We start from the raw sequence: 21068 nt of genomic DNA, 5'->3' as shown, positions 1-21068 counted from the left end.
AGGGAGAGTGATGAAGCCGCCAACCTCCGAAGACATCACGCGTCGACTGCAGCAGGCGCACTTTCCGCAGAAACATGGCCGCGACCTCGCAGCAGCCCCCGCCGGCGACACACCGATGGTGGTCAGCCTTGAGCAACTGCGGCCCTACGAGCTTAACCCGCGAGTGGTGCGCAACCCGCTGTATGGCGACATAAAGGCCTCGATCCGCGAGCGCGGTCTGGATCAGCCGCCCGCCATCACCCGCAGGCCCGATGAATCGCATTTCATCATCCGTAACGGCGGTAACACCCGTCTGAGCATCCTCGGTGAGCTGTGGCAGGAAACGCGCGAAGAGCGGTTCTTCCGTATCCATTGCCTGTTCCGCCCTTGGCAGTCGGAGTCACATGCCTTGCTCGGGCATTTGGCCGAGAGTGATTTGCATGGCCAGTTGACGTTTATCGAGCGGGCTCTGGCCGTGGCGAAACTCCAGGAAATGTTCCAGTACGCGCATACCCATCTCACCCAGCGCGAGCTCGCGACGCGCTTGAGTGAGGGTGGCTATCCCATCTCGCAGTCACACATCAGCCGCATGTTCGACACGCTCGAGCACCTGCTTCCTGCCATCCCGCAGATGCTGTACGCCGGGCTGGGCAAATCTGCCATCGTGCGTCTCATTAGTCTGCGGCGGCGGGCGGAGTCGATTTGGAACCGGTACTTCGGTGCTCCCGAGCAGTTCCCGCTGTTGTGGTTCGAGGTTCTGTCAGCGTTCGACGGTGAAAAAGCGGATCTGGATTCGAGTGAGCTGCAGGACGAATTGATTGCCAAAATGGCGGTGAGCCTGAGGCAAACACCTCGTCTGTTGACGCTGGAGCTGCACCAGGAGCAACGTCCCTCATTGCCTCCAGCGGACAGTATGCATGCTCCTTCAAACAATCCAGCTGCCGAGCCTCCTGTACCTTCGTCATTACCGGAACATCCACCTGAGACGTCGACCGGGGTGTCCAACCCCGAGCCCGAGCACGCTGATGGAACGCTCCTGCCACCGCAAGCTCCACGCTTGCCCGATATACGCCAGGCGCTGGGTAACGAACCATTGCCAGATAAGCCCGTGGAAAAGCTCGAGGATGCTCCGAGCCCGGTCGGCGCGCCACCCTCACGCCCCGAGTTACTGGACGATATCAGCGACTTGCGCGCGAGCTGCGCCGCGCTGGCTGCCGACCTCGCCGCTTACGCAGACGCCAGCGGCATGATCAACCCGCTCGCAGACGACTTGGGTTTCACGCTTACACCGGATCATGGCGAGCACATTAGCCCGCGGCACACCGGTATCCAGCTACTGCTCTCCGCCGTTCTGCGCCTGCAGGACGACGTGAGCTGGAAGGAACGCCAGCAGTTGCCGGCTGCCCTGTTTGGTCAGCTGCTGATCGGCGTCTACGACCTGCCCTTCACCGACCGCCCAGCCCTGACGGTGGGCCTTGAACGCCTTCCTGATGCCCAGCTGGAGCAGCTGTTCACGCTGATCCGCCACGCCCGTCAGTTGATCGAACTGACGCTGTCGTCCACTCGATAACGTGAGGAACCACCTCATGAGCACGACTTTCAATCTGTTGAACCATGCCATGTTGAACCAGGTGCTGCATGAGCTGCGCCATGGCAGGTTACAGCGCTGCAAAGCCTTGGGCCTGGCCGATGAAGACATTGAGGTGCTGCAGTCGCTGCCGCCGACCACCTTGTCTCACCTGGCGCACTCTTCGATCGCCTGGGTCGAAGTGAAGGTCGACATCACCGTGTTGCGCCGTCTGATCGTTCAGGCCGAGCGCGACGAACAGAACGAGCGGTTGATCAACCGGGCGCTCAAGTTGGGCGCGAGCTCCAACATCATGTACCGCTGCTTCGGCCTGGACCATTCGGAGACAGCGTTGCGCCGCCGTGTGCTGAAGATCGAGACGCACCGCGGTCGGCCGGTCCAACTCAGTGAAGCGCAGGAGCATGCCGTGTGGAATCGCTGGAGCCAGCTGCGCACAGAGGATCCGGACAACGATCCGCTGGACACCATGATGATGCTGGCCGAGGAGCAACACATCAGTCTGACCCTGGTCTGGCAACAGGTCGAACTGTACGGAGGCACACCATGCTGAGCTTTTACGAGGTCGACTGGCAGGACGTGGTGCGTCAGTGCTACGACGCCCTTCGGCGCCGAAATGAGTGGTACGCGGCGAACGGCAAACTGGTTGTCCCCACCCAGGAGCCCGCGGTGCGGACGATCTACTACGGCGACAACAACCCGCTGCCGCAGACCTTGCTGCTGGATCGCCGGCTGACGCCACTGGAACGCAACACTTGGCAAGTGCTGCGCTGGCTGATCACCGAACGTAAGGTCAAGACGCCACGCTACCAGGACCTGCAGCCCTACCTGGCGACCAGTCCCTGCGGTAGCCAGGCCTCGCGGGAAACCATCGCCCGGGCGCTCAATGTCCTGCGCACCACCCGCTGGCTCAGTTTGGTGGAGCGCTCACGCGATGCCAACGGCTGCCTGCGTGGTTGCGTCTATGTGCTGCACGGCGATCCGTTGACCGCAGCCGAGCAGTTGGAACTGGACAGCGGCTACGCGGCGCTGCTGCAACAAAACCTCTCCCATGCCACCAAAGGCGTCCGTGACGTGGCGCAGCATGTGATCGCCGAGATCCAGGCCGACCCGCAGGTGGCCCAGCTCGACAAGGACAGGCTCGGCTCGCTGCCGCCAGCCCAACAGCAAACGCTGCCGCTGATGGGCGCAGAAGCAGACCCACAGAATTCCGAACCTGGCGCAGTCGACCTCGTTCGGAATTCTCCGGCTGGCGCAACAGATCCCGAACCCTGCGGCAATGCACCGGATTTGCCTGTGGTTCGGAATACCGACGCTGGCCGTACAGTACAGAAAGACAAAAGCAAAAAAAGTACGGTACTGGGTCAGGTGGAGTTTGGTCGAGCACGGTGGCCTGAGGATTTACCGCTGAACCCGAACGAGCGGCGCATGGCCTCCCAGGCGATGCGTCAGCTCGAGCCGGAACAGCAACAAGCGGTGATCAATGAAGCGGCGGTTCGCTGCGCCCGCGGTGAGATCCGAAAACCCGTCGCGTATTTGATGGGATTGATCAAGCGCGCCTGCCAGGGCGAGTTCACCCTCTGGGCCGCGCGTACCGAGGATGAAAAATCTTCAACCCATCCTTCACGCACAGCCAAGCCTGCGTCGGAAGATCCGCCCCGCGAGCGATCCAAGCGCAGCGGTCAGCGCACCGCGTCGCCACTTGCCCTCTCCTGCCTGGAGGAATTGAAACAACGCTGCCGAGGGATCACTACGGCTACATAGGGCTGGAACTCGGTGGATCTAATGTCGATGCCATCGTTTCCAGGGGGATCCACTCTCGGGAAAATGCGAGCAATCCATCTTCAGGTAGATCCGCATCGCCAGCCAAGGATCGGCCCATCGTCGGCGTCATTCCGACGGCGAGGTACTGGCGATGGTCGATCACTACCAACTCAACCTGGGCTCCCTGCGCAGCAGCATCACCCTAACCCTGCACACCCACCATGCGGCACGGCTGTGGCAGGGGCGCAGCGGTCGCGACGGTGTGCACCCGATCCTGGGCATGCCCGGTTACATCAGCGTCACCAACCTGCTCAAGCACGCCAGCAGCCAGGGTGATCCATATGCGGACTGGTTCATGCTGCAACTGGAGGAAAAGCTGCTGCAGGCCAGGTTAGATATGGCCACGCTGACGCAGCAAATGAGCCGAGTGGAACGGGCTCTGCCCACGCAAGTCGATGTCGGCGACAACCTGAACATCCACCCCGTCACCCTGCCGCTGTTCATCGGCAGCCAGCTGGGCTTTCTCGCGATCTACCTACTCACCGACTACGACACCCTGGTCAGGCGGGTGCTGCTTGCCCACCATACGGCGCTGATCGGCCGGGGCGACATGGAGTCCTGGATCGATGGCGGCGCGCATCTGCTGCGCAGCCTGTTTGGCCTGGCGCAGCGTTACCGCCTGGCCGGGGTGAGCCGCGACGACATGGCCGCCAACAACGCCCGTGCCCGCGAAGCCATCGACAAGTTCGGCACCCTGCCGCAGGACATTCTCGAAGGTACGCGCCGCTCCCAGTTCGCCCCGCCAATCGCCCGCAGTAACGCGCACGCCGAGATCGAAGGCCCGAATCCGGCCGAAGCCGAGGAACAGCCCACGGCTGACACCTCGAACGACGGGGGTGAGGCATGACCCTGGCCGAAGCCATTGCCCGGCGTTTGTCAGCCGATGCCTATCGCGAGTTCGCACAAGGTGCCTCCCTAAAAGGCCTTTTAAAGCCTTTTAAGGGTAAGGGGGAGCTGCAGCAGTTCGCCGAGACGATCCTGCGCCTGCGTGCACAGGTCGCCGAGTTGATGGCGGTGATGCTGGCGATCATGGCCCAGCCACCCTTCTCGTTGCTGGACCTGCGACTGGTCGTCCAGCACAGCGCGACGGGCACTGATTTCCTGCGCTGGCGCAGCCCGGACTTTCAGCGCATGGGCGTGCAGGTGTGGCAGGAGGCGGTGATTCAGCCGCGGCTGCACCCGGAGCTGCGGCAGGCGTTGTATCAGCTGGAGACCAACCGCGTGGTGCTGAACCTGCAGATGAGCAGCCTGCAGTCGCTGTATCGCCAGGCCATCACCGGTGCCAGCAAGCTCGAGGCCGCCGAGCTCGCCCTAACCCGTTCCCCCACCGAGGAGTAACCCGCATGAGTACTTTGTTTGTTGGTGAAGGCAACATCGGCAGCGTTCCGGAGTATCAGGAGTTCAACACCAACCCGGATGAGCCGCGGCGCCTGCTGCGGCTGAATGTCTACTTCGACAACCCGGTACCACGGGAAGGCGGCTACGAAGATCGCGGCGGCTACTGGGCGCCCGTCGAGCTCTGGAACCGCGACGCCGAACACTGGGCCACGCTGTACCAGAAAGGCATGCGCGTCCTGGTCGAGGGGCGCACGGTCAAGGAGGAATGGGAGGACAGCGAGGACAACGCGCGCGTGACGTTCAAGGTGGAGGCGCGGCGCATCGGTATTCTGCCGCACCGCCTGGCCTCGGTGACCATGCGCGAGAAAGCCAGCGACAACGCCAGCTCATCGCGCAAGGGGGGAGGCAAGAAAGCGCCACGCAAGTCCGGGTAAGTGGGTGGTACTCAGTGGAATTGCCGCCCGCAGCGCGATATCACTGGAACCATAAAGTCAGCTCAGCGGGCAACATTGGCTACTGTCGTTTGATTTACTCTCGCCGGGCGCTCTTACGCCGCTCACTTTCCAGCATTTGCTTCACTTCCGCCAAGTACTGGTCCAGGGCAAGGAATGCCCGCCAGTGCAGCGGACTCTCCTGAACCCAGGCAATCAGCCGGGCGCGAGCCTGCTCCTTGTCCGGTTCCAGATGGGTGGCCATGAACAGCTCATAGGCCTTGATCGCTAACGCATCTACCTCACTCTGGTGGGTTCCGTGCAAGTTTGTTGCCTCCGTGGTGACGGTCGAGTCATCCATCTTATTCTCGGTGATACGCCTCGTAAGTTTGTTAGTCAACCTTCTGAGTCGTTCATATCTTTGAGGTGCTGTTCGACCATATAGGTCGAATTGGAGAGCGCACCCATTGCCCGTGAAAGAGCCTAGCCCACATCACATTGGTCGCCAGTTGGCGAAGTATCGCCTTGCCCGGCACTTGACCCAGACACAGGTCGGCGAGCATCTGCAGATTTCTGGCGAAGCGGTGTCGCGCCTGGAGCGAGGCTTCGTTGAACTCTCGGTTTCCAAGCTGCTGCAATTGGCCGACTTGTACGGCTGCCCCGCCGATGAACTGCTGCTCGCGATCAGTCCTCGGCCGCAGGACTTAGGCGTGCAGATCAACTCCATTATCAAGGAGCTCGATGAGGCGGATAAGCAGTTCGCCCTGGAGTCGTTGAAAACGCTGGCGAACCACCTCGCACAGCGCAAGTAACACCCGCCCGCCGATATGAACCCGGCACCTTCGGATTTACCCTGGCGCCTCGCGACCATACCCCCACCCTGTCGGTACCCACCGAGAGGGCACGTTTATGCGCCTGTTCATCTGCGAGAAACCATCCCAAGCCCGCGATATCGCCCGGGTGCTGCAGGCCAGCCACCGCGCTGATGGCTGTCTGAAGGGGCAGAACGTCACCATCACCTGGTGCGTCGGCCATCTGCTGGAGACCGCTCCGCCTGAAACCTATGGCGACTACAAGCGCTGGTCGCTGGACGATCTGCCGATCATTCCCAGTCAATGGAAATTGGTGGCCAAGCCCAAGGTCGCTGGCCAGCTCAAGGTGATCAGTCAACTGCTGCGCACCTGCAGCGAGGTGGTCATCGCTACCGATGCCGACCGCGAAGGCGAGATGATCGCCAGGGAGATTCTCGAGCGCTGCCAGTATCAGGGGCCTATTTTGCGCCTGTGGCTCTCCGCGCTGGACGAGGCGTCGATCCGCCGAGCCCTGGGCGCCTTGCGTCCAGGGGAGGAAACCTTGCCGCTGTATCACTGTGCGCTGGCCCGCTCCCGTGCCGACTGGCTGGTCGGCATCAACCTGAGCCGGCTGTTCACGCTGCTCGGCCGCCGCTCCGGTTTCGATGGACTGCTGCCGGTGGGACGCGTACAGACGCCCACCCTGCGCTTGGTGGTCGAGCGCGACCGGGCGATCGCCAGCTTTGTGCCGCTACCGTTCTGGACCGTCGATGTGCACCTGGAGCAGGACGGGATCCGCTTTCAAGCGCGCTGGCAGGCCCCGACCGCGGTCAGCGATGCGGTTGGACGCTGTATTGACGAAACCGCCGCACAGCAGGCGCAGAGACGCTTCATTCAAGCCGGCACCGCCGAGATCGATAATGCCGAAGTCGAGCACGTGCGCGAAGGCCCGCCGCTACCGTTCGACCTGGGCACGTTGCAGGAAATCTGCTCGGCCAAGCTCGGATTGGGTGCACAGGAAACCTTGGCCACCGCCCAGGCCCTGTATGAAACCCACAAGGCGACGACGTACCCGCGGACCGATTGCGGCTATTTGCCGGAGAGTATGCTCGATGAGGTGCCTCGCGTGCTTCACGCCCTGGCCGCTGCACCATCGCTGGGGGCAGTGCTCAAGGAAGTCGACCCCAGCCGCCGCTCCCGTGCCTGGAACAGCAGCAAGATCACCGCGCACCACGGCATCATCCCCACCGCCGTCACGCTGGATCTGGCGCAGCTCTCCGAACGCGAGCGGGCGGTTTACACGCTGATCCGCGCACGCTACCTCGCGCAGTTCATGCCCGAGCACGAATACCTCAAAACCCAGGCGCTGCTGCACAGCCAGGCAGATCAACTGGTGGCGCGCGGCAAACAGATCCTGGTCCGCGGCTGGAAGGCAGTGATCAACGAGGCCGACGGTAACGAGCCGGCCGAACAGGCGCAGCGACTACCCACGTTGCGTGAATCCGCGACGGTGGCGCTGATCGACGCCACGCTCAATGCACAGCGCACACAACCGCCCAAGGCCTACACCGAAGGCACGCTGGTCAAAGCCATGAAAACCATCGCCAACCAGGTGGCCGATCCGCGGCTGAAGCAGAAGCTCAAGGACAGTTGCGGGCTCGGTACCGAGGCCACCCGCGCGGCCATCATCCAGGGCCTGATCGATCACGGTTACCTGACCAAGAAGAAACGCAGCCTGGCTGCCTCAGCGGCGGCGCATACCTTGATCGAAGCGGTGCCACCAGAGGTGGCCGACCCGGTCATGACTGCGCTGTGGGAGCAGGCGCTGGATCGCATCGAATCGGGCCAGCTGAGTGTCGATACCTTTCTCGCCAAGCAGGCAGAGTGGCTGACCCGCTTGGTGCGCAGTAACGCCACGCTCACCCTGCGCCCGCCCCCCAGCAAGGGGCCCTTCTGCCCGGTGTGCCGCAGCACCATGCGCCAGCGTAAAGGTCGCACCGGCAGCTTCTGGTCGTGCATCCGCTACCCCGAGTGCAAGGGCACCAAACCGGTGGCGAAAGCCAAGCGGGCGAAAAACGCATGACTTGACGGCACACCACAGCGCTGGTGTAGTGAGCTGGCCCCTCGCCGCTTGGCGACCAAGACCGATTCGCTCCGGGTAGCTCGGTCAGACTCCTAGAGTTCGGAGCCACACTTCAGCACATCTGCGGATGACTTCTCAGCGTTCCAAGTCTCCTAGGTGGATGACCCGTGCGGCTTGTACCAGGCCGTAGGGGTCATCCGCTTCGGCGACGATGCTCAGCTCCGGTGCCCGCCGGCGAAACACTGGGCACCTTTTGTGCGCGGATGCGTGCCAGTTGATTCCGACCCAGGCCACGACAAGGGTCGGTTGATCCAGGTGGATCGGCAGTGGAGCTCTGCGACGGACTCCGGTGCCACATCGCCGGGTCAAGGGTGGTCCAACTCCTCCTAGCCTGATGACCGTCGGGCTATTTTTTCGCCAACGACAATCCACCGAAAGCCACCCGATTCCGCGCGTTCAGACCGCCTGAAGACCATGGTTGACGGGCCTTTCGCGGCGTTCTATAGATGAGCTGCACACCGCTGTCGTTGACAGCACCCAGGTAGCCAGGACCTTCAAGGCTACGCCCGTTTCGGGTGGTTCTCCCCCAAAGTGCGACTCGCGCTCGGCAGCTCGCACGGTCACCGTCCCATCGGTGATGAGCGCCTTCTCGACCGATCAGGTGTTTGCACCTCCCCTTGCGGAACTCACCAGCCGCCAGGGCCGGTGGATGTCCGCGTTCTGCTGAACAGGAGCTCCATCATGACTACTGCAAGCAATAACGCCCCCACCACCTACTTCAACCTGCACACCCAAGGCATCGGTTACCTGAACCGTGTTCGCGAAGTCCCGGTTCGCCGCGGCCAAGCGTTCATGGCCTGTGACATCGCTGCCTTGCACGGTGCCTCGGACGACGTCGAGTACACCCGCTTCGACTGCAAGGTCGCCAGCGGTGAAGCCGACCGGCTGATCCGTGAACACCTGGAAGACGTCCGCGCGGAACGCAAGGTCCTTATCGCGTTTCGCATCGGCGACCTCTGGGTCGATCCGTTCATGTACGAGAAAGGCGAACGCAAGGGGCAACCCGGCGCCAGCCTCAAAGGCCGACTGATCTTCATCGAGTGGATCAAGGTCGACGGTCAGTTCAGCTACCGTGCGCCGGCTCGCACCGACGCTGCCGCCGCCCCTGAGGGTGCTGAAGCAGCAGAGCCGGAACAGGCGGACGATGACGCTGACCAAGGCCAGCCAACCCCACCCGCTGCACGTGAATCCACCGCCGCACGTCAATCTGCCTAAGCCAGTTTGGCCGCTCGCAGCAGGCGCTCTTAGGAGCGCCTGTTGTTCATTCACGTCGGAGGTTGCCATGGAAAGCTTCTGGCTCTGTGAGGACTGCCTGCAGGCGGTCGCCTACGACGACTTCAGTGCACTGTCGCTGTACTACAGCGAGGCTGAAGTCGAGCAACGCATCACCCACATGCGCGCCCAACTGCAGGCCCTGCTACCCCTGAGCGCCGACTTCGATCCGCAGACCGGCGTCGGTATCGAGGCCTTTTCCACGCAACCATGCGAGGGCTGCCAAAGCCCGCTGCACGGCACTCGACATCGCTTCACGCGCCTTTGATCACACACTTAAACCAGCCTGGGGCACGCCCTCAGGGGGCGCTCCATCTCTCACGAGGAATTGCCCATGAACACCGCCTTGAACCTGGTCGACCCGCTCGACTCCGTACTGGCCCAGCGCGCCCGTGAGGATGCGCTGATCTCCGAGGCCCTGCAGCTGCTGGACCAGCGTCACTTCCAGCGCGGCGAGGCGCTGATAACCCCCGCCGATGCCGCAGCCTACTTGAAACTGCAACTCGCCCCCTACCACCACGAAGTGTTTGCCCTGCTCTGCCTCGACTCGCGCCACCGTGTGCTGAGCTTCGACATCCTGTTCACCGGTAGCATTGACGGTGCCTCCGTGTATCCCCGCCAGGTGGTCATCAAGGCCCTCGAACACAATGCCGCCGCCGTGATCTTCAGCCACAACCACCCCTCAGGCTGCTCGGAACCGAGCGGCGCCGATCGGGTGCTCACCAACCGCCTGACCGAGGCTTTGGCCTTGGTCGAGGTATGCGTCCTGGACCACATCATCGTCGGCGAAGGCACTCCGCTTTCGTTGGCCGAGTACGGCTGGATCTAACAGCCCACCTTGCCCTGGAGGTCACCGCCCGTTCGGGGTGGCCTCGGCGTTTTCGGAGAACCACCATGCGCCCTTCTCTTACCAATCCGTTTCTTCGCGGCTTCCAAGGCCTGCGCTACGAGCGTGTCCTGCAAATCAGCTATGCCGACGATTGCCCACCGTGCTACCGCGCGCTGCACCCAGCTCAGAACGAGCTGTCCGATGAGGTCATTAGCCTGCAACCGTGCCTGTTCGATGACGACGTCGCGGTGATCACCGACGGTGTGTGCGTACCCGAGTTTCTGCGCATGCGCTGCCCGGCCAACGGCTTCGTGAACACGGTGCTCTACCAGATCATGGGCGATCAGCTCGGACGCCCGATGCATATCGGCGACCTCGGCAACGTCGAGGCTGCGCGTCACCTGATCGAGCAGTTGTCGTTTGCCACCGGACACTACAGCCGCAGTTGGGAGATCAGCAGCGCGCACCTGCCCGCAGACGAGTTCGAGTTCCTGCAGGTGTTCACCTGGTGCAACTCGCCAGCGGGCTTCTTCGAGTGCTTCGAGCTCAACAGCAACCATGCTGTGGGGTGCAAGCTGTACTCGACACCCTGGGTAGCGGCACATGAAGCCAGCAGGATCGGCTGGAGCGCCAGCGAAGTCTGTGCGCGCATGCGCGATGACCATGTCACGCCGGTGCTGCTCCAGCTGCTGATGCTGGCAGGCCAGGCAGGCACCCGCTTGCTGATCTTTGACCCTGACGCCGCACCACTGGCGGAGCTACCGCTGTTTACCGAAGACTGACCAAAGCGCCCTCCCGGGCGCCTTTTTTGTGGTAGCCGACTGAAAAGCTGGCTGGCCAGATTCGGTTTTCCAGTGGGGACTTGCCTCGCGCCTTCGCCATGGTATCGGCAACATTTGTCGAGACACGGTCATGCACACACCCACACTCTCCACCCTCGGACTGATGATCGCCCTGGCGGGCTGTAGCACGCCGCCACCGGCTCCGGCCCCGGCTCCCGCAGCGCCACCCGCGTTGCCGGCGGCATTGCCCAAGCCGAAAGCCCAGCTGCCGGCCTGGGTGCGCCAGGACCGTTACACCCTGGTCACGACCCGGCCCACGCTGGAGCAGCGCCAGCCGCTGTATCAATTGGTCAACGTACAAATTGCGCCAGCCCTGCATGCCACCGTCGGTGAAGCCCTGCGTCACCTGCTGCAACGCTCAGGCTACGCGTTGTGTGCCGATAGCGCAGCGGTGGATCGCTTGTTCCGTCGCCCTCTGCCTGCAGTACAGCACCAATTCGGCCCCATCTCACTGCTGGACGCCCTGACCATCATCGCCGGCCCGGCTTGGCGACTCGAGATCGATCCAGTTGATCGGACCGTGTGCTATGCCCTGCGCGTGCCGTCGCCTGCACCTCCTTTCTCGACACTGGAGATTGCGCCATGAAGGTTCTCCATTTTCAGGCCTTGGTGGTCGGTGCCCTGTGCCTGGGCGCCGCCGTGCTCGCCGCCGAAACGCACAACCATCATCAGCAACTGGCCGAACTTCAGGCTGCGGCCCGCAACGCCCCGGCCGACCCAGCGCCGGCCCTGCGCCGCGATATCGATGCATTGGCCGCCCGGCTCACGACGCCGCAGCCGCAGGTCGTGGCGTTGGACGAGGCACAAGGTAGACACACTGCGGCGCTGGCCGCCCTCGGCCAGCAGCAGGATGAGCTGGCCGTCTCGCTCAAGGCGCTCCAGGCAGCACCGCCAGGACCAAGCAGCAACGATCTGACGGCTTTGGGACAACGGTTGGCCACGGCAGAGGCCACGCTCGAGAAACTGTCGACCCGCCCTTCTGCGCCTGCAACCGCCAATACGCAACCGCAGGCCTCCAGCGGTGAGAAAGCCAAGGCCAAGCCTCTGGCCCCACCCTTCACCCTGCTGGGTATCGAGACCCGAGGAGACATCAGGTTCGTGGCTGCCCTGCCCGCCGGCGCCCATTCGCTCACGACCGTGCACCTGCTACAGCCTGGCGACAGCTTGAACAGCTGGCAGCTGCGCGCAATCCGCGCGGACCAGGTGGTGTTCCATGTCCCGGGGCATGGCGACTGCACACTGCCCCTGCCTTGACGAGGTGCTTATGGCTCGGTTCTCTATCCTCTCGCTTGTCCTGGTTCCCGGCTGCCTGTCCGCAGGAGTGGCGTGGACCGCGCCAAAACTGGTCGACTCGGCCCCGCAGTTCAGCGAACAGACACCGCTGGAATGGCAGGCATCCGATGCGACTCGGGCCAAGGCCTGGGGGCTGACGGAGGATGAGTGGGTTAAGTTCGAGCACCTGCAGGCTGGGCCCCGCCACTATTGGTCGCCGCAGCTCGACCCACTCACCACCCTCGGGGTGGAAGCCGACTCGGACCAGGAACGGCAACGCTACGCCGAGCTGCAGGTCCGTCTCGAGGCCAAGCGCGCCGAGCGCGAACTGGCCTACCAGAAGGCCTACACCTCCGCCTGGGCGCGGCTGTTCCCGGAAATGCTGCCCGTGCAGGGCATGGCCGATGATCCAGCAGCCACCCCTGCTAGCCGCTTTGCCCTGTTTGTGGAAGAACGCTGCCCGCGCTGCGTCATCAACACTCAGCAATGGCTGCATGGTGGCGCGCGCCTCGATGTGTACTTGGTCGGCAGCCAGGGTGACGATGGGCGTCTCCGCCAGTGGGCACAGGGCGCGGGCATTACCCCCACCCAGATCAGCAGTGGCCAAGTCACTCTCAACCATGACCGTGGCCGCTGGTTCGCTCTGGGCGCCAGCCGCCCCTTACCGGCGCGCTACCAGCAGATGGACGGCAAATGGCAGCGCATCGACTGATCCTCGCGCTGGCCTTGGCCTGCGCCACGGCCGTTCACGCCGACGCGCTGCCGCCTCCGGCGTATCAACTGGCCGCCGCACGCGCCGGCATCCCTGCCTCCGTGCTGTTCGCCATCGCCCTCCAAGAGAGCGGCACGCCGCTGCGAGGTCACCTCATGCCCTGGCCTTGGACCTTGAATGTTGCTGGTACGCCGCAGCGTTTCGCCCGCCGTGATGAAGCGTGTGCCGCACTCAAACAGGCCTTGATCCGTCACGATCCCAAGCGTATCGACGTCGGGCTGGGCCAGACCAACCTCGGCTACCACCCTGATCGGTACCGCAGCGCCTGCGAAGCTCTGGATCCGCGCGCCAACTTGGCTGTGACTGCCGAGCTGCTACGCGCCCACTATGCCGACAGCGGTGACTGGGTCGTGGCGGCGGGCCGCTATCATCGCCCTGCCGGCGGGAAGCCTGCAGCGCAGTACCGCCGCCAGTTCAGCCAGCACTGGCAGCGTGTCCAAGCGCTCGTGGCATCTCCGAGAGGGCCGCAGCCATGAACCGTCGGTGCTGGGTAACGCTGTGTATTTGTCTGTGGTGGACGGTTGGCACGCCCGCGCCCCCCAGCCAGCGGCCCGATCCCCGCGCGCTGACCTGGGCCCTGCCCGTACACAGCACACGCCTTTCACCCGGTGCCGTGTCGCCAAGGGCATTGAGCCTGCCAGGGTTCACGCCACTGTTCCTGGTCGGGCACGACGTCGCCTCTCTGGAATGGTTGGCCCAGCATGCACAGAGGCTGCAGGACCTGGGCGCCAGCGGCCTGGCGGTTGAAGTGGCCGACGCCCCGGCGTTGCGCCGCATCCAGGCGGCAGCCCCTGGAGTGGACATCTGGCCGGTGAGCGGCGACGACATCGCCGAGCGCCTGGAACTGCAGCACTACCCGGTGCTGATCACGCCCACCGGCCTGGAACAGTGAGGGTGCATCATGGGCGAACATGCGATGGAGTCCCTGCTGCGCCCTGCGGTGGAGCTGTACACCGTGGGCATCTGCGCCGGTGCCGGCGCCCTGTGTCTGCACTCACCTTGGGCGGTGGCGCTATCGCCAGAGGTGGGGGCAGGCATGGCCCTGGCCTATACCGCATTCGGCCTGAAGCGGCTCAACGAGGCACGGATCGTCCTGCGCTATCGGCGCAATATCCGCCGCCTGCCGCGCTACTCGCTGACCAGCCGACAGATTCCGGTGAGCGGCAAGCGCCTGTTCATGGGCCGTGGCTTTCGCTGGACCCGCCTGCACACCCAGCGTCTGCTCGAGGCGCAGGACCCGGCGTTGGCCCGCTACGTCAATCAGTCGGCCGCCCACCAGTGGGCGCGACGGATGGAACATCTGCTGGAGAAGGCCCCGCCAGGGTTGTCGCTGTTGCCCCGCCTGACCGCCTGGGACAGCCCATTTAACCCGGTACGGCCCCTGCCGCCGGTGGGCGGCTCGCCACTGCTGCACGGCGTCGAACCAAAGGAACAGGAAGCCAGCTTGCCGCTGGGCGAGCGCGTCGGCCACACCCTGGTGCTGGGCACCACGCGAGTCGGCAAGACACGCTTGGCCGAGGTGTACATCACCCAGGACATACACCGACCCAGCCAGGAAGTGGTGATCGTCTTCGACCCCAAGGGCGATGCCGACCTGCTCAAGCGTATGTACGTGGAAGCGCGGCGCGCCGGCCGTGAGCATGAATTCTATGTGTTCCACCTGGGCTGGCCGGAGATCTCCGCGCGCTACAACGCCATCGGCCGCTTCGGCCGCATCTCCGAAGTCGCCTCCCGCATCGCTGGCCAACTGAGCGGCGAAGGCAATTCGGCCGCATTTCGCGAGTTCGCTTGGCGCTTTGTCAACATCATCGCCCGGGCCCTGATCGAGCTCGGCCGGCGCCCCGACTACCTGCAAATCCAGCGGCATGTGGTGAACATCGATGCGCTGTTCATCGAGTACGCCCAGCACTTCTTCGCCCGCCATGATCCTCAGGCCTGGGAAGCGATCGTGCAAATCGAAGGCCGGCTGAACGAGAAGAACATCCCGCGCCACATGGTTGGCCGGGAAAAGCGCGTGGTCGCCATCGAGCAGTACCTGAGCGCCAAGCGCATCTTCGATCCGGTGATGGACGGCCTTCGCTCAGCCGTACGCTACGACCGTACCTACTTCGACAAGATCGTGGCTTCACTGCTGCCACTCCTGGAAAAACTCACCAGCGGCAAGACCGCACAACTGCTCGCCCCCAACTACACCGACCTCGACGATCCACGGCCGATCTTCGACTGGCTGCAGGTCATCCGCAAACGCGGCATCGTCTACGTCGGCCTGGATGCGCTGTGCGATGCTGAGGTCGCCGCCGCTGTCGGTAACTCGATGTTTGCCGACCTGGTCTCCGTCGCTGGCCATATCTACAAACACGGTATCGATCATGGCCTGCCAGGCTCCTCCAGCGCCGCGGACAAGGTGCCGATCAACCTGCACGCCGACGAGTTCAACGAACTGATGGGCGACGAGTTCATTCCACTGATCAACAAGGGTGGTGGCGCCGGTATCCAGGTCACCGCCTACACCCAGACCTTGAGCGACATTGAAGCGCGTATCGGCAACCGGGCCAAGGCCGGCCAGGTCATCGGCAACTTCAACACCCTGCAGATGCTACGGGTACGGGAGACCGCCACCGCCGAACTGCTGACCAACCAACTGCCCAAGGTCAACGTACAGACCCGCACCCTGGTCTCTGGCGCGACGGACACCGCCGATCCGGATGCCCGAACCGACTTCACCTCCTCCTCGCAGGATCGGGTTACCACCACTTCGGTACCGCTGATCGAGCCGGCGCACATTATCGCCTTGCCCAAGGGACAGATGTTCTCGTTCCAGGAAGGCGGACAATTGTGGAAGGTGCGCATGCCGCTACCGAAGCCGGCCAGCGACGACGCAATGCCGGCAGACCTGCAGACCCTAGCAGAGCGCATGCGCGATTCCTACAACGCCAATGCGGGGAGTTGGTGGAGCACCACCGGCGGCGCTCCGACGGTCGATTTCGATCCAGAGCAGCCTCCACCCGGGCGCAGACACACACCGTAAGCGCGCCGTCAGCAACCGAGTATGTGGAGCCCGTATGCCTACGACCCCAGCCAGCCCACCACCTCCACAACGAAGTTCGGGGCTCATCTTCGGCACGCTCGAGCTGTGTCTGCGGCTACTCGGCCTGCTGCTCGCTTCGCTGATTTTCTCAATCGCCCTGGAATTCGTGGGCATGCTGTGGTTCTGGCCCGAGCAGGGCTGGCATCACAGCCATGCGATGTGGCTGAGTGAGCTCGGCTGGCTCAGTAATCACTTCAAGAACTCTTTGCTCGTGCAAGAGCCGGCGCAAGCGACCGCCAAGATACTCGAACACTTGAACGACTGGGCCGCAGTGCGCTCTGGATGGGCGCAATCTGACACCCAGCTGAAACTGCTCAGTCGAGAAGCGTCATTCCAGGGGAAGTTCGCGCAGGTCTATGTTGTGATACAGGACTACCTGCTGGCGGCTCTGTTCACGGTCTTTACTTTCGTAGTGCGGCTGGCCGTTCTCACACTGGCGATGCCGTTGTTCCTGCTTGCGGTGGTCACCGGCGCCGTCGACGGCTTGATGCGTCGTGACCTCCGCAAGTTCGGGGCGGGTCGGGAGAGCAGCTTTGTCTACCATCGAGCGAAGCGGACGTTGCTGCCGCTGATGGTAAGCCCTTGGGTGATCTACCTCTCCCTTCCCTTAACGGTGAATCCCATTTGGGTCCTACTGCCATGCGCTGCAGTGCTTGGATGGATGGTTGCAGTCACGGCTGCGACTTTCAAAAAATACCTTTGACTGTACGCTGTCGACCCAAAGCGGACGAAGTCAGCCCTGACAATTTGCCGTTCGACAAGCCACACATTCACTCATGAAAGAGCAAACTCATTTACCCTAGCGCTGCGGCGAATGCTTCTGGCGTTGGGCCCTCCTGCCATTGCGCAATAGTCCTCGGCAGCACCAGCCATGGCTGCTTGCGCCGTGTCCAGATATGCGCAACCGGCTCGAAACGCTCAGCGCCTTCCAGGATGCCGGCCCGTACCACTCGCATTCCAGGCGCTGCCGTGGTCTCGTTGAACATCCGGGTATGACATTTACCGCAGGCATGTTGGGTAGACGTTTGACCTTGGTATTCATGGTCGAAGATGGCCGTTTCGCCACATACCTGAACAGCTGACGCCGCGCTCAGCATGTGCAGACCAAACGCACTGCCACTCCAGCGCTGGCAGTTCAAACAGTGGCAGGCATACAGCGGCGGCAATTGCTGCGCCACGATCTCGAGGGTGACTTGGCCACATCGGCACTGACCGGTGATTCTCATGCGTTGGTTCCTTACAATGACGCCCGGAAAAATGTGGGCGTATGATCGCCTTTCACGGGTTCGGGCAGAAGATCAAATTAGGAGCAACTGTTGGCCAAGAATGTATGAGCGGCATTGAATGGGAAAGCCAGCGTGTATTTCTCGCGGTGCTGCGCTCTGGCAGCCTAAGCGGCGCGGCGAAATTGCTAGGTATCGCTCAGGCCACTGCGCGCCGGCGCCTCGACCATCTTGAGCACGCTCTCGGTGTAAATCTGTTCACCCGCACACATCAAGGACTGACGCCTACTGCCGGAGCGCAGCGCCTGATCGAACATGTGGAGGTAATGGATCTGGCCGCGCAAACCTTCACTCGCATGGCCAGCTCTGAAGCGTCGATAGATCACGGTACAGTCCGGCTGACCTGTGGCGAGTTGCTTGGCGTCGAAGTATTGCCCGACCTGCTGCGCCCTTTCCATTACGAACACGCCGGGCTCAAACTTGAGTTGAGCATAAGCGATGACCTTGAAGACATCGCCAGGCTGCAATCGGATATTGCGGTGCGGCTGATGCGGCCCAATGAAGCGGATATCACCGTGCGGCGTGTCGGCAGTTTGCGGATTGGCATCCATGCCAGTGCCGGGTGCCTGGAGCGCTACGGTAACCCAGCCTCCCTGCTGTCGCTGCGCAATGGGCCGCTGATCGGGCCGGACAGACGCTCAGCGGATTTGCGTCGGTTTGTCGACGCCGGTCTGTGCAATGCCGATCAGCACTTCGCCATTGCCTCTGATCATCACCTCGCTCAGCTGGCCGCGCTGAAAGCGGGCTTGGGCTTCGGACTTTGCCCGACGCAAATCGCAAAATCGCACGGCCTGGTACATGTACTACCACACCATTTTGGCTTTGAGGTAGACGTGTGGATCGCAATGCACAATGACCTGCGCAAAATAAACAGGATCGCTCAAGTGTTCGAGGTTCTTGGAGAGCAGTTGCATCAATATCTATGCTTGGCCGATCAGTGAGCAGCGTAGGCCGTGGCATGAAGTGTTTGGGGAAAGCCATTCTCCTCCAATAGTCTTCACAGCTTTTTCACATGCAGCGTGGGAAAGTTAAACAATCCCTACGTGTGATAGATCTTGCCCGCCTAGCAGCGGCCTTTCTTTTGCCCGCAATTACCGTCACTGCAGGACATTCCAAGACTGCGTGATCGCTGGCATCTGAGCACAGCGACCACCAAAATGCTGATTTTGACGTCTATGCCACCCGCTGCACGGTAAGCCGCTGATCGGTCGCGAGGCGTCTTGCACATCCTACACCCCAAGCCAATGCCCTAGTCATTGACTCACCTGGTCGAGAATCGAAAGCTTCTTCGTGAAGGGCCATGCCACAGCCCGCGTACACGCCGATGAACATTTGCGTCTGACCGGTGCGCGAGAGCCTGACCTGAACATCGATGGTCGTGCCGTCATCGAGCTCCTCGTCATGGGTACGATGATGAAGCACTGGATCCGCCCAATTCCAAAAAACGTCACCTCGAATACGCATGCCGCCCTCCTACGACTTTAGTCTTATACGGAAACCTAACCATAGCAAAGCGAAGCGGCAGTTCAATGACAGCATGATGATCGCCCTGGAATATCAGACAGCTGGCTTTAATAGCGATACAGAACAGTTTTTTATATGAGCTTGAGGCCGAAATCGGTGTGTAACGAAGCTGAATCGCTTAGTTACCGGGAGTGGGATATGAAGCGTGGTGCGGATCGCCGATCACCTCTGAGTCTTACAGGCTATGCTGATTTCGGCTCAATGCCGGTGCTCGTCCAACGGAAAGGATTATGGTCTCGCGCATTCGAACCCACATGCTGTTGCTCGCCTGCTTTGCAGTGTTGTTCAACCTGCTGATGATGCCGCTCGAACGTGTTTTGCGTAACGCTCCAGTTGAAGAGTCTCTGATCCTCGGAAGCTTTTGCAGCGTTCATGGCCTGCAGAGCTTGCCGAAATCCTTCTTGGCGCAGAACAAGGCCGATCAGTCAGATGTAACCGGTCATGCGCTCGGCGGCGCCAGGCTAGGCCGGACGCTAAGCGATCAAGGCTGGCAGCTGAGTCGCTATCAAGCCTGCTGCCGTGGCCTTGAGAATGGAAGGGGTCAGCTTGTCGCGCGGCAACCATTTACAGGCCGCGATCTCATTGCAGGCTACGACCTTGTCGCCGTCGTGAAAGTGGGTGATGAAAATGTGGTGGATGGTTGATTCCACGGTGATGGTGGACAAGTAAAGTAAGCCATGGCCGTTGATGCTCGTTTCTTCCCGAAGCTCTCGCGCCGCAGCGGCAAGTGGAGTTTCGCCCGCCTCGATCGCCCCGCCTGGGAAATTCCACTTTCCCCCTTTCTTGCGCACCAGCAGCACCTTGCCGCTGTGCAGACAGATGATTGTGGCTCTCGCTTTTAACTTTCTTATGTTCCTGTCTGGCATCCGCAGGCTCAACTGTTCACATCAGGGTTTAGCCGACTCGCTGGGAAATTGAGAAGGCGTTCTTCCCAAGAGACTTATGGGTAAGACGACTCGTTCAACGAAATGGGCACAGGAGAGCCAGTTCGTAGCCGACCAATAGAGAGCTGCATCAGGCACACGACACATTCGCTATTGCCTCAGGTTTAAACCGAGGGCTCGCAGATCCCTTTAATCCATGTCAAAAACTGCCTGAGTCCTCAGGGTGGATGCCAGATACCCGTCTGGATTTCACCATGAACGCTTCTTTCGCCCTGTTACTTTCCTGTGTGGTGTCGCTCGGTGCCGTCGCCCAAGACGCGCCGGAGCGCTCAGATCTCGGCCTAGTGCAGCGGCAGCTCAAAGCCATCGAACTGTTGGCCGACCGCGCAAGCAGCGGCTCAGTCGATTCCGCAGGGGCCCGCTTTCGCTTCGATTATTCGAGGTTCGCTGCGGACCTCAAGCTTATGCGTCAAGGCATCCAACAATACCTGTCACCTTCGCGTGCGCAGCCAGCCGATCTGGTCGAGCTGACCGGTAATTACCGTGCTGAAGCGCCTCACTCGAGCCCAAACGATGAGCATGACTGACGCCCAACTCACCGCGTTTTCGGCCGTGGCCGGATTTACCCCGCAGCTCAGTTCGGTGCTGTGGCGGTCATTGGTGCTGGTGCTCGCTTTGCTCTGGTGTACCTGGGTCCTGTGGACCGGCTATCGCGGCTGGGCGGCCGGCAACCTCAATTTCGGTGCGCTCGGCGGCAGCACGCTGCGCCTGGCCCTCGCCGTGATCGTGTTGATGTTTTTCATGCTGTCGTAATCAGGAGAGCTTGCCATGAACCTTTCCCGTCGTTGCCATCGCCCGCTCGGTCTGTTGCGGGAGTCCTGTTCCCGAGGCCTGTTCGGTGGCCAGGTGCTGCTGAGCTCGACACTGGCCTGGGCTGACCTGCCGACCATGGAAGCGCCCTCCCGCGGTGAAGGTTCGGGGCTGATCGACACCATCAAGAACTATGCCTACGACGGCGGCATCCTGCTCGGCCTGCTGATCGCCACCCTCGCCTTCCTCGGCGTGGCCTGGCATTCGCTGACCGTCTACGCCGACGTGCAGAACCAGCGCAAGACCTGGAAGGACCTCGGCGCCGTGGTCGGCGTCGGCGCGCTGCTGGTGGTAGTGATCCTGTGGTTTCTCACCAAAGCCGCGACGATCCTGTGAGGTCA

At 62.2% G+C, this 21068-nt stretch carries 27 protein-coding genes and 1 pseudogene; 24 read left to right on the top strand and 4 right to left on the bottom strand.

What is annotated here, in order from left to right; genetic code table 11:
- Window positions 1-10 precede the first annotated feature (10 nt).
- From REH59_RS13735 to REH59_RS13710, 6 genes are all read left to right on the top strand, one after another.
- Window positions 11-1549: a ParB family protein gene (locus REH59_RS13735; RefSeq protein ID WP_012052633.1), complete on the top strand. Its 1539-nt coding sequence runs from the start codon at window positions 11-13 to the stop codon at window positions 1547-1549.
- 16 nt (window positions 1550-1565) lie between these two features.
- Window positions 1566-2117 (top strand): DUF2857 domain-containing protein, encoded by a 552-nt coding sequence (locus REH59_RS13730; RefSeq protein ID WP_012052634.1) that lies wholly within the window; start codon window positions 1566-1568, stop codon window positions 2115-2117.
- Complete coding sequence (locus REH59_RS13725) at window positions 2111-3328, top strand: STY4528 family pathogenicity island replication protein (RefSeq protein ID WP_012052635.1); 1218 nt, start codon at window positions 2111-2113, stop codon at window positions 3326-3328. Before REH59_RS13730 ends, REH59_RS13725 begins: the two co-directional genes overlap by 7 nt.
- Before the next feature lie 151 nt (window positions 3329-3479).
- Window positions 3480-4235 carry a PFL_4669 family integrating conjugative element protein gene (locus REH59_RS13720; protein WP_012052636.1) on the top strand — a complete coding sequence of 252 codons (756 nt, stop codon included), beginning with the start codon at window positions 3480-3482 and terminating at the stop codon, window positions 4233-4235.
- Window positions 4232-4726, top strand: coding sequence for a DUF3158 family protein (locus tag REH59_RS13715; RefSeq protein ID WP_012052637.1), 495 nt, complete (start codon window positions 4232-4234; stop codon window positions 4724-4726). Before REH59_RS13720 ends, REH59_RS13715 begins: the two co-directional genes overlap by 4 nt.
- A 5-nt stretch (window positions 4727-4731) precedes the next feature.
- Window positions 4732-5160: a single-stranded DNA-binding protein gene (locus REH59_RS13710; protein ID WP_012052638.1), complete on the top strand. Its 429-nt coding sequence runs from the start codon at window positions 4732-4734 to the stop codon at window positions 5158-5160.
- 94 nt (window positions 5161-5254) lie between these two features.
- Here REH59_RS13710 and REH59_RS13705 read toward each other — a convergent pair whose 3' ends face one another.
- The gene (locus REH59_RS13705) at window positions 5255-5482 is read right to left on the bottom strand and encodes a hypothetical protein (RefSeq protein WP_014861283.1); all 228 of its coding nucleotides are present in this window, start codon (window positions 5480-5482) and stop codon (window positions 5255-5257) included.
- Window positions 5483-5624: 142 nt separating this feature from the next.
- Between REH59_RS13705 and REH59_RS13700 the strand changes: the two genes are divergently transcribed.
- From REH59_RS13700 to REH59_RS13640, 13 genes are all read left to right on the top strand, one after another.
- Window positions 5625-5969 carry a helix-turn-helix domain-containing protein gene (locus REH59_RS13700; protein ID WP_012052640.1) on the top strand — a complete coding sequence of 115 codons (345 nt, stop codon included), beginning with the start codon at window positions 5625-5627 and terminating at the stop codon, window positions 5967-5969.
- A gap of 97 nt (window positions 5970-6066) precedes the next feature.
- Window positions 6067-8031, top strand: coding sequence for a DNA topoisomerase III (locus REH59_RS13695; protein WP_012052641.1), 1965 nt, complete (start codon window positions 6067-6069; stop codon window positions 8029-8031).
- A gap of 741 nt (window positions 8032-8772) precedes the next feature.
- Window positions 8773-9306 carry an STY4534 family ICE replication protein gene (locus REH59_RS13690; protein WP_012052642.1) on the top strand — a complete coding sequence of 178 codons (534 nt, stop codon included), beginning with the start codon at window positions 8773-8775 and terminating at the stop codon, window positions 9304-9306.
- Window positions 9307-9373: 67 nt separating this feature from the next.
- Window positions 9374-9631 carry a hypothetical protein gene (locus REH59_RS13685; RefSeq protein WP_012052643.1) on the top strand — a complete coding sequence of 86 codons (258 nt, stop codon included), beginning with the start codon at window positions 9374-9376 and terminating at the stop codon, window positions 9629-9631.
- A gap of 66 nt (window positions 9632-9697) precedes the next feature.
- Window positions 9698-10192: a JAB domain-containing protein gene (locus tag REH59_RS13680; protein ID WP_012052644.1), complete on the top strand. Its 495-nt coding sequence runs from the start codon at window positions 9698-9700 to the stop codon at window positions 10190-10192.
- 65 nt (window positions 10193-10257) lie between these two features.
- Window positions 10258-10974: a hypothetical protein gene (locus REH59_RS13675; RefSeq protein WP_012052645.1), complete on the top strand. Its 717-nt coding sequence runs from the start codon at window positions 10258-10260 to the stop codon at window positions 10972-10974.
- A 130-nt stretch (window positions 10975-11104) separates the two neighbouring features.
- Window positions 11105-11620, top strand: a complete 516-nt coding sequence (locus REH59_RS13670; protein WP_012052646.1) for a PilL N-terminal domain-containing protein — start codon at window positions 11105-11107, stop codon at window positions 11618-11620.
- Window positions 11617-12288, top strand: coding sequence for a hypothetical protein (locus REH59_RS13665; RefSeq protein WP_012052647.1), 672 nt, complete (start codon window positions 11617-11619; stop codon window positions 12286-12288). The genes REH59_RS13670 and REH59_RS13665 overlap by 4 nt, the downstream gene beginning before the upstream one ends.
- Window positions 12289-12298: 10 nt before the next feature.
- Entirely contained in the window at window positions 12299-13018 is a 720-nt protein-coding gene (locus REH59_RS13660; protein WP_012052648.1) for a TIGR03759 family integrating conjugative element protein, read from the top strand.
- The gene (locus REH59_RS13655; RefSeq protein ID WP_012052649.1) at window positions 13000-13554 is read left to right on the top strand and encodes a lytic transglycosylase; all 555 of its coding nucleotides are present in this window, start codon (window positions 13000-13002) and stop codon (window positions 13552-13554) included. Before REH59_RS13660 ends, REH59_RS13655 begins: the two co-directional genes overlap by 19 nt.
- On the top strand, window positions 13551-13970 hold the full coding sequence (locus REH59_RS13650; RefSeq protein ID WP_012052650.1) for an integrating conjugative element protein: 420 nt from the start codon (window positions 13551-13553) through the stop codon (window positions 13968-13970). The genes REH59_RS13655 and REH59_RS13650 overlap by 4 nt, the downstream gene beginning before the upstream one ends.
- 9 nt (window positions 13971-13979) lie before the next feature.
- The gene (traD, locus tag REH59_RS13645) at window positions 13980-16106 is read left to right on the top strand and encodes a type IV conjugative transfer system coupling protein TraD (protein WP_012052651.1); all 2127 of its coding nucleotides are present in this window, start codon (window positions 13980-13982) and stop codon (window positions 16104-16106) included.
- A gap of 34 nt (window positions 16107-16140) precedes the next feature.
- On the top strand, window positions 16141-16869 hold the full coding sequence (locus REH59_RS13640) for a TIGR03747 family integrating conjugative element membrane protein (RefSeq protein ID WP_012052652.1): 729 nt from the start codon (window positions 16141-16143) through the stop codon (window positions 16867-16869).
- Window positions 16870-16960: 91 nt separating this feature from the next.
- Here the strand turns inward: REH59_RS13640 and REH59_RS13635 are convergent, their stop codons facing one another.
- Complete coding sequence (locus REH59_RS13635) at window positions 16961-17392, bottom strand: GFA family protein (RefSeq protein ID WP_014861278.1); 432 nt, start codon at window positions 17390-17392, stop codon at window positions 16961-16963.
- 41 nt (window positions 17393-17433) lie between these two features.
- On the opposite strand from REH59_RS13635, the gene REH59_RS13630 reads away from it, so the two are divergent.
- Entirely contained in the window at window positions 17434-18390 is a 957-nt protein-coding gene (locus tag REH59_RS13630) for a LysR family transcriptional regulator (protein ID WP_012052654.1), read from the top strand.
- A gap of 232 nt (window positions 18391-18622) precedes the next feature.
- On the opposite strand, the gene REH59_RS13625 is transcribed toward REH59_RS13630, so the two are convergent.
- Window positions 18623-18913 (bottom strand): hypothetical protein, encoded by a 291-nt coding sequence (locus tag REH59_RS13625; RefSeq protein WP_012052655.1) that lies wholly within the window; start codon window positions 18911-18913, stop codon window positions 18623-18625.
- Window positions 18914-19203: 290 nt separating this feature from the next.
- Between REH59_RS13625 and REH59_RS13620 the strand changes: the two genes are divergently transcribed.
- Window positions 19204-19617 (top strand): hypothetical protein, encoded by a 414-nt coding sequence (locus REH59_RS13620; protein ID WP_230491502.1) that lies wholly within the window; start codon window positions 19204-19206, stop codon window positions 19615-19617.
- Here the strand turns inward: REH59_RS13620 and REH59_RS13615 are convergent.
- A pseudogene (locus REH59_RS13615) lies at window positions 19555-19839 on the bottom strand (NUDIX domain-containing protein); the annotation flags it as partial. The gene REH59_RS13620 and the pseudogene REH59_RS13615 overlap by 63 nt on opposite strands.
- A 245-nt stretch (window positions 19840-20084) precedes the next feature.
- Here REH59_RS13615 and REH59_RS13610 point away from each other — a divergent pair.
- The 3 genes from REH59_RS13610 to REH59_RS13600 are packed head-to-tail and all read left to right on the top strand — an operon-like array spanning window position 20085 to window position 21063.
- Window positions 20085-20444 (top strand): RAQPRD family integrative conjugative element protein, encoded by a 360-nt coding sequence (locus tag REH59_RS13610; protein WP_012052657.1) that lies wholly within the window; start codon window positions 20085-20087, stop codon window positions 20442-20444.
- A complete protein-coding gene (locus REH59_RS13605) occupies window positions 20431-20670 on the top strand; it encodes a TIGR03758 family integrating conjugative element protein (RefSeq protein ID WP_012052658.1) in 240 nt (79 codons plus the stop codon). The genes REH59_RS13610 and REH59_RS13605 overlap by 14 nt, the downstream gene beginning before the upstream one ends.
- Window positions 20671-20685: 15 nt before the next feature.
- Window positions 20686-21063: a TIGR03745 family integrating conjugative element membrane protein gene (locus tag REH59_RS13600; protein WP_012052659.1), complete on the top strand. Its 378-nt coding sequence runs from the start codon at window positions 20686-20688 to the stop codon at window positions 21061-21063.
- Window positions 21064-21068 lie beyond the last annotated feature (5 nt).

The sequence above is a fragment of the Pseudomonas sp. BO3-4 genome, from assembly GCF_034044115.1.
Lineage (GTDB): Bacteria > Pseudomonadota > Gammaproteobacteria > Pseudomonadales > Pseudomonadaceae > Aquipseudomonas > Aquipseudomonas alloputida.
Note: the sequence above shows the minus strand (reverse complement) of the source record. Positions and strands in the feature narration are given on the sequence as shown.

What these genes read in the sequence shown, in the direction of transcription:
- REH59_RS13735 (WP_012052633.1), top strand. Translation starts at nt 11, where the DNA reads ATGAAGCCGCCAACCTCCGAAGACATCACGCGTCGACTGCAGCAGGCG.
- REH59_RS13730 (WP_012052634.1), top strand. Translation starts at nt 1,566, where the DNA reads ATGAGCACGACTTTCAATCTGTTGAACCATGCCATGTTGAACCAGGTG.
- REH59_RS13725 (WP_012052635.1), top strand. Translation starts at nt 2,111, where the DNA reads ATGCTGAGCTTTTACGAGGTCGACTGGCAGGACGTGGTGCGTCAGTGC.
- REH59_RS13720 (WP_012052636.1), top strand. Translation starts at nt 3,480, where the DNA reads ATGGTCGATCACTACCAACTCAACCTGGGCTCCCTGCGCAGCAGCATC.
- REH59_RS13715 (WP_012052637.1), top strand. Translation starts at nt 4,232, where the DNA reads ATGACCCTGGCCGAAGCCATTGCCCGGCGTTTGTCAGCCGATGCCTAT.
- REH59_RS13710 (WP_012052638.1), top strand. Translation starts at nt 4,732, where the DNA reads ATGAGTACTTTGTTTGTTGGTGAAGGCAACATCGGCAGCGTTCCGGAG.
- REH59_RS13695 (WP_012052641.1), top strand. Translation starts at nt 6,067, where the DNA reads ATGCGCCTGTTCATCTGCGAGAAACCATCCCAAGCCCGCGATATCGCC.
- REH59_RS13690 (WP_012052642.1), top strand. Translation starts at nt 8,773, where the DNA reads ATGACTACTGCAAGCAATAACGCCCCCACCACCTACTTCAACCTGCAC.
- REH59_RS13685 (WP_012052643.1), top strand. Translation starts at nt 9,374, where the DNA reads ATGGAAAGCTTCTGGCTCTGTGAGGACTGCCTGCAGGCGGTCGCCTAC.
- REH59_RS13680 (WP_012052644.1), top strand. Translation starts at nt 9,698, where the DNA reads ATGAACACCGCCTTGAACCTGGTCGACCCGCTCGACTCCGTACTGGCC.
- REH59_RS13675 (WP_012052645.1), top strand. Translation starts at nt 10,258, where the DNA reads ATGCGCCCTTCTCTTACCAATCCGTTTCTTCGCGGCTTCCAAGGCCTG.
- REH59_RS13670 (WP_012052646.1), top strand. Translation starts at nt 11,105, where the DNA reads ATGCACACACCCACACTCTCCACCCTCGGACTGATGATCGCCCTGGCG.
- REH59_RS13665 (WP_012052647.1), top strand. Translation starts at nt 11,617, where the DNA reads ATGAAGGTTCTCCATTTTCAGGCCTTGGTGGTCGGTGCCCTGTGCCTG.
- REH59_RS13660 (WP_012052648.1), top strand. Translation starts at nt 12,299, where the DNA reads ATGGCTCGGTTCTCTATCCTCTCGCTTGTCCTGGTTCCCGGCTGCCTG.
- REH59_RS13655 (WP_012052649.1), top strand. Translation starts at nt 13,000, where the DNA reads ATGGCAGCGCATCGACTGATCCTCGCGCTGGCCTTGGCCTGCGCCACG.
- REH59_RS13650 (WP_012052650.1), top strand. Translation starts at nt 13,551, where the DNA reads ATGAACCGTCGGTGCTGGGTAACGCTGTGTATTTGTCTGTGGTGGACG.
- traD (WP_012052651.1), top strand. Translation starts at nt 13,980, where the DNA reads ATGGGCGAACATGCGATGGAGTCCCTGCTGCGCCCTGCGGTGGAGCTG.
- REH59_RS13640 (WP_012052652.1), top strand. Translation starts at nt 16,141, where the DNA reads ATGCCTACGACCCCAGCCAGCCCACCACCTCCACAACGAAGTTCGGGG.
- REH59_RS13635 (WP_014861278.1), bottom strand. Translation starts at nt 17,392, where the DNA reads ATGAGAATCACCGGTCAGTGCCGATGTGGCCAAGTCACCCTCGAGATC.
- REH59_RS13630 (WP_012052654.1), top strand. Translation starts at nt 17,434, where the DNA reads ATGATCGCCTTTCACGGGTTCGGGCAGAAGATCAAATTAGGAGCAACT.
- REH59_RS13625 (WP_012052655.1), bottom strand. Translation starts at nt 18,913, where the DNA reads ATGCGTATTCGAGGTGACGTTTTTTGGAATTGGGCGGATCCAGTGCTT.
- REH59_RS13620 (WP_230491502.1), top strand. Translation starts at nt 19,204, where the DNA reads ATGGTCTCGCGCATTCGAACCCACATGCTGTTGCTCGCCTGCTTTGCA.
- REH59_RS13610 (WP_012052657.1), top strand. Translation starts at nt 20,085, where the DNA reads ATGCCAGATACCCGTCTGGATTTCACCATGAACGCTTCTTTCGCCCTG.
- REH59_RS13605 (WP_012052658.1), top strand. Translation starts at nt 20,431, where the DNA reads ATGAGCATGACTGACGCCCAACTCACCGCGTTTTCGGCCGTGGCCGGA.
- REH59_RS13600 (WP_012052659.1), top strand. Translation starts at nt 20,686, where the DNA reads ATGAACCTTTCCCGTCGTTGCCATCGCCCGCTCGGTCTGTTGCGGGAG.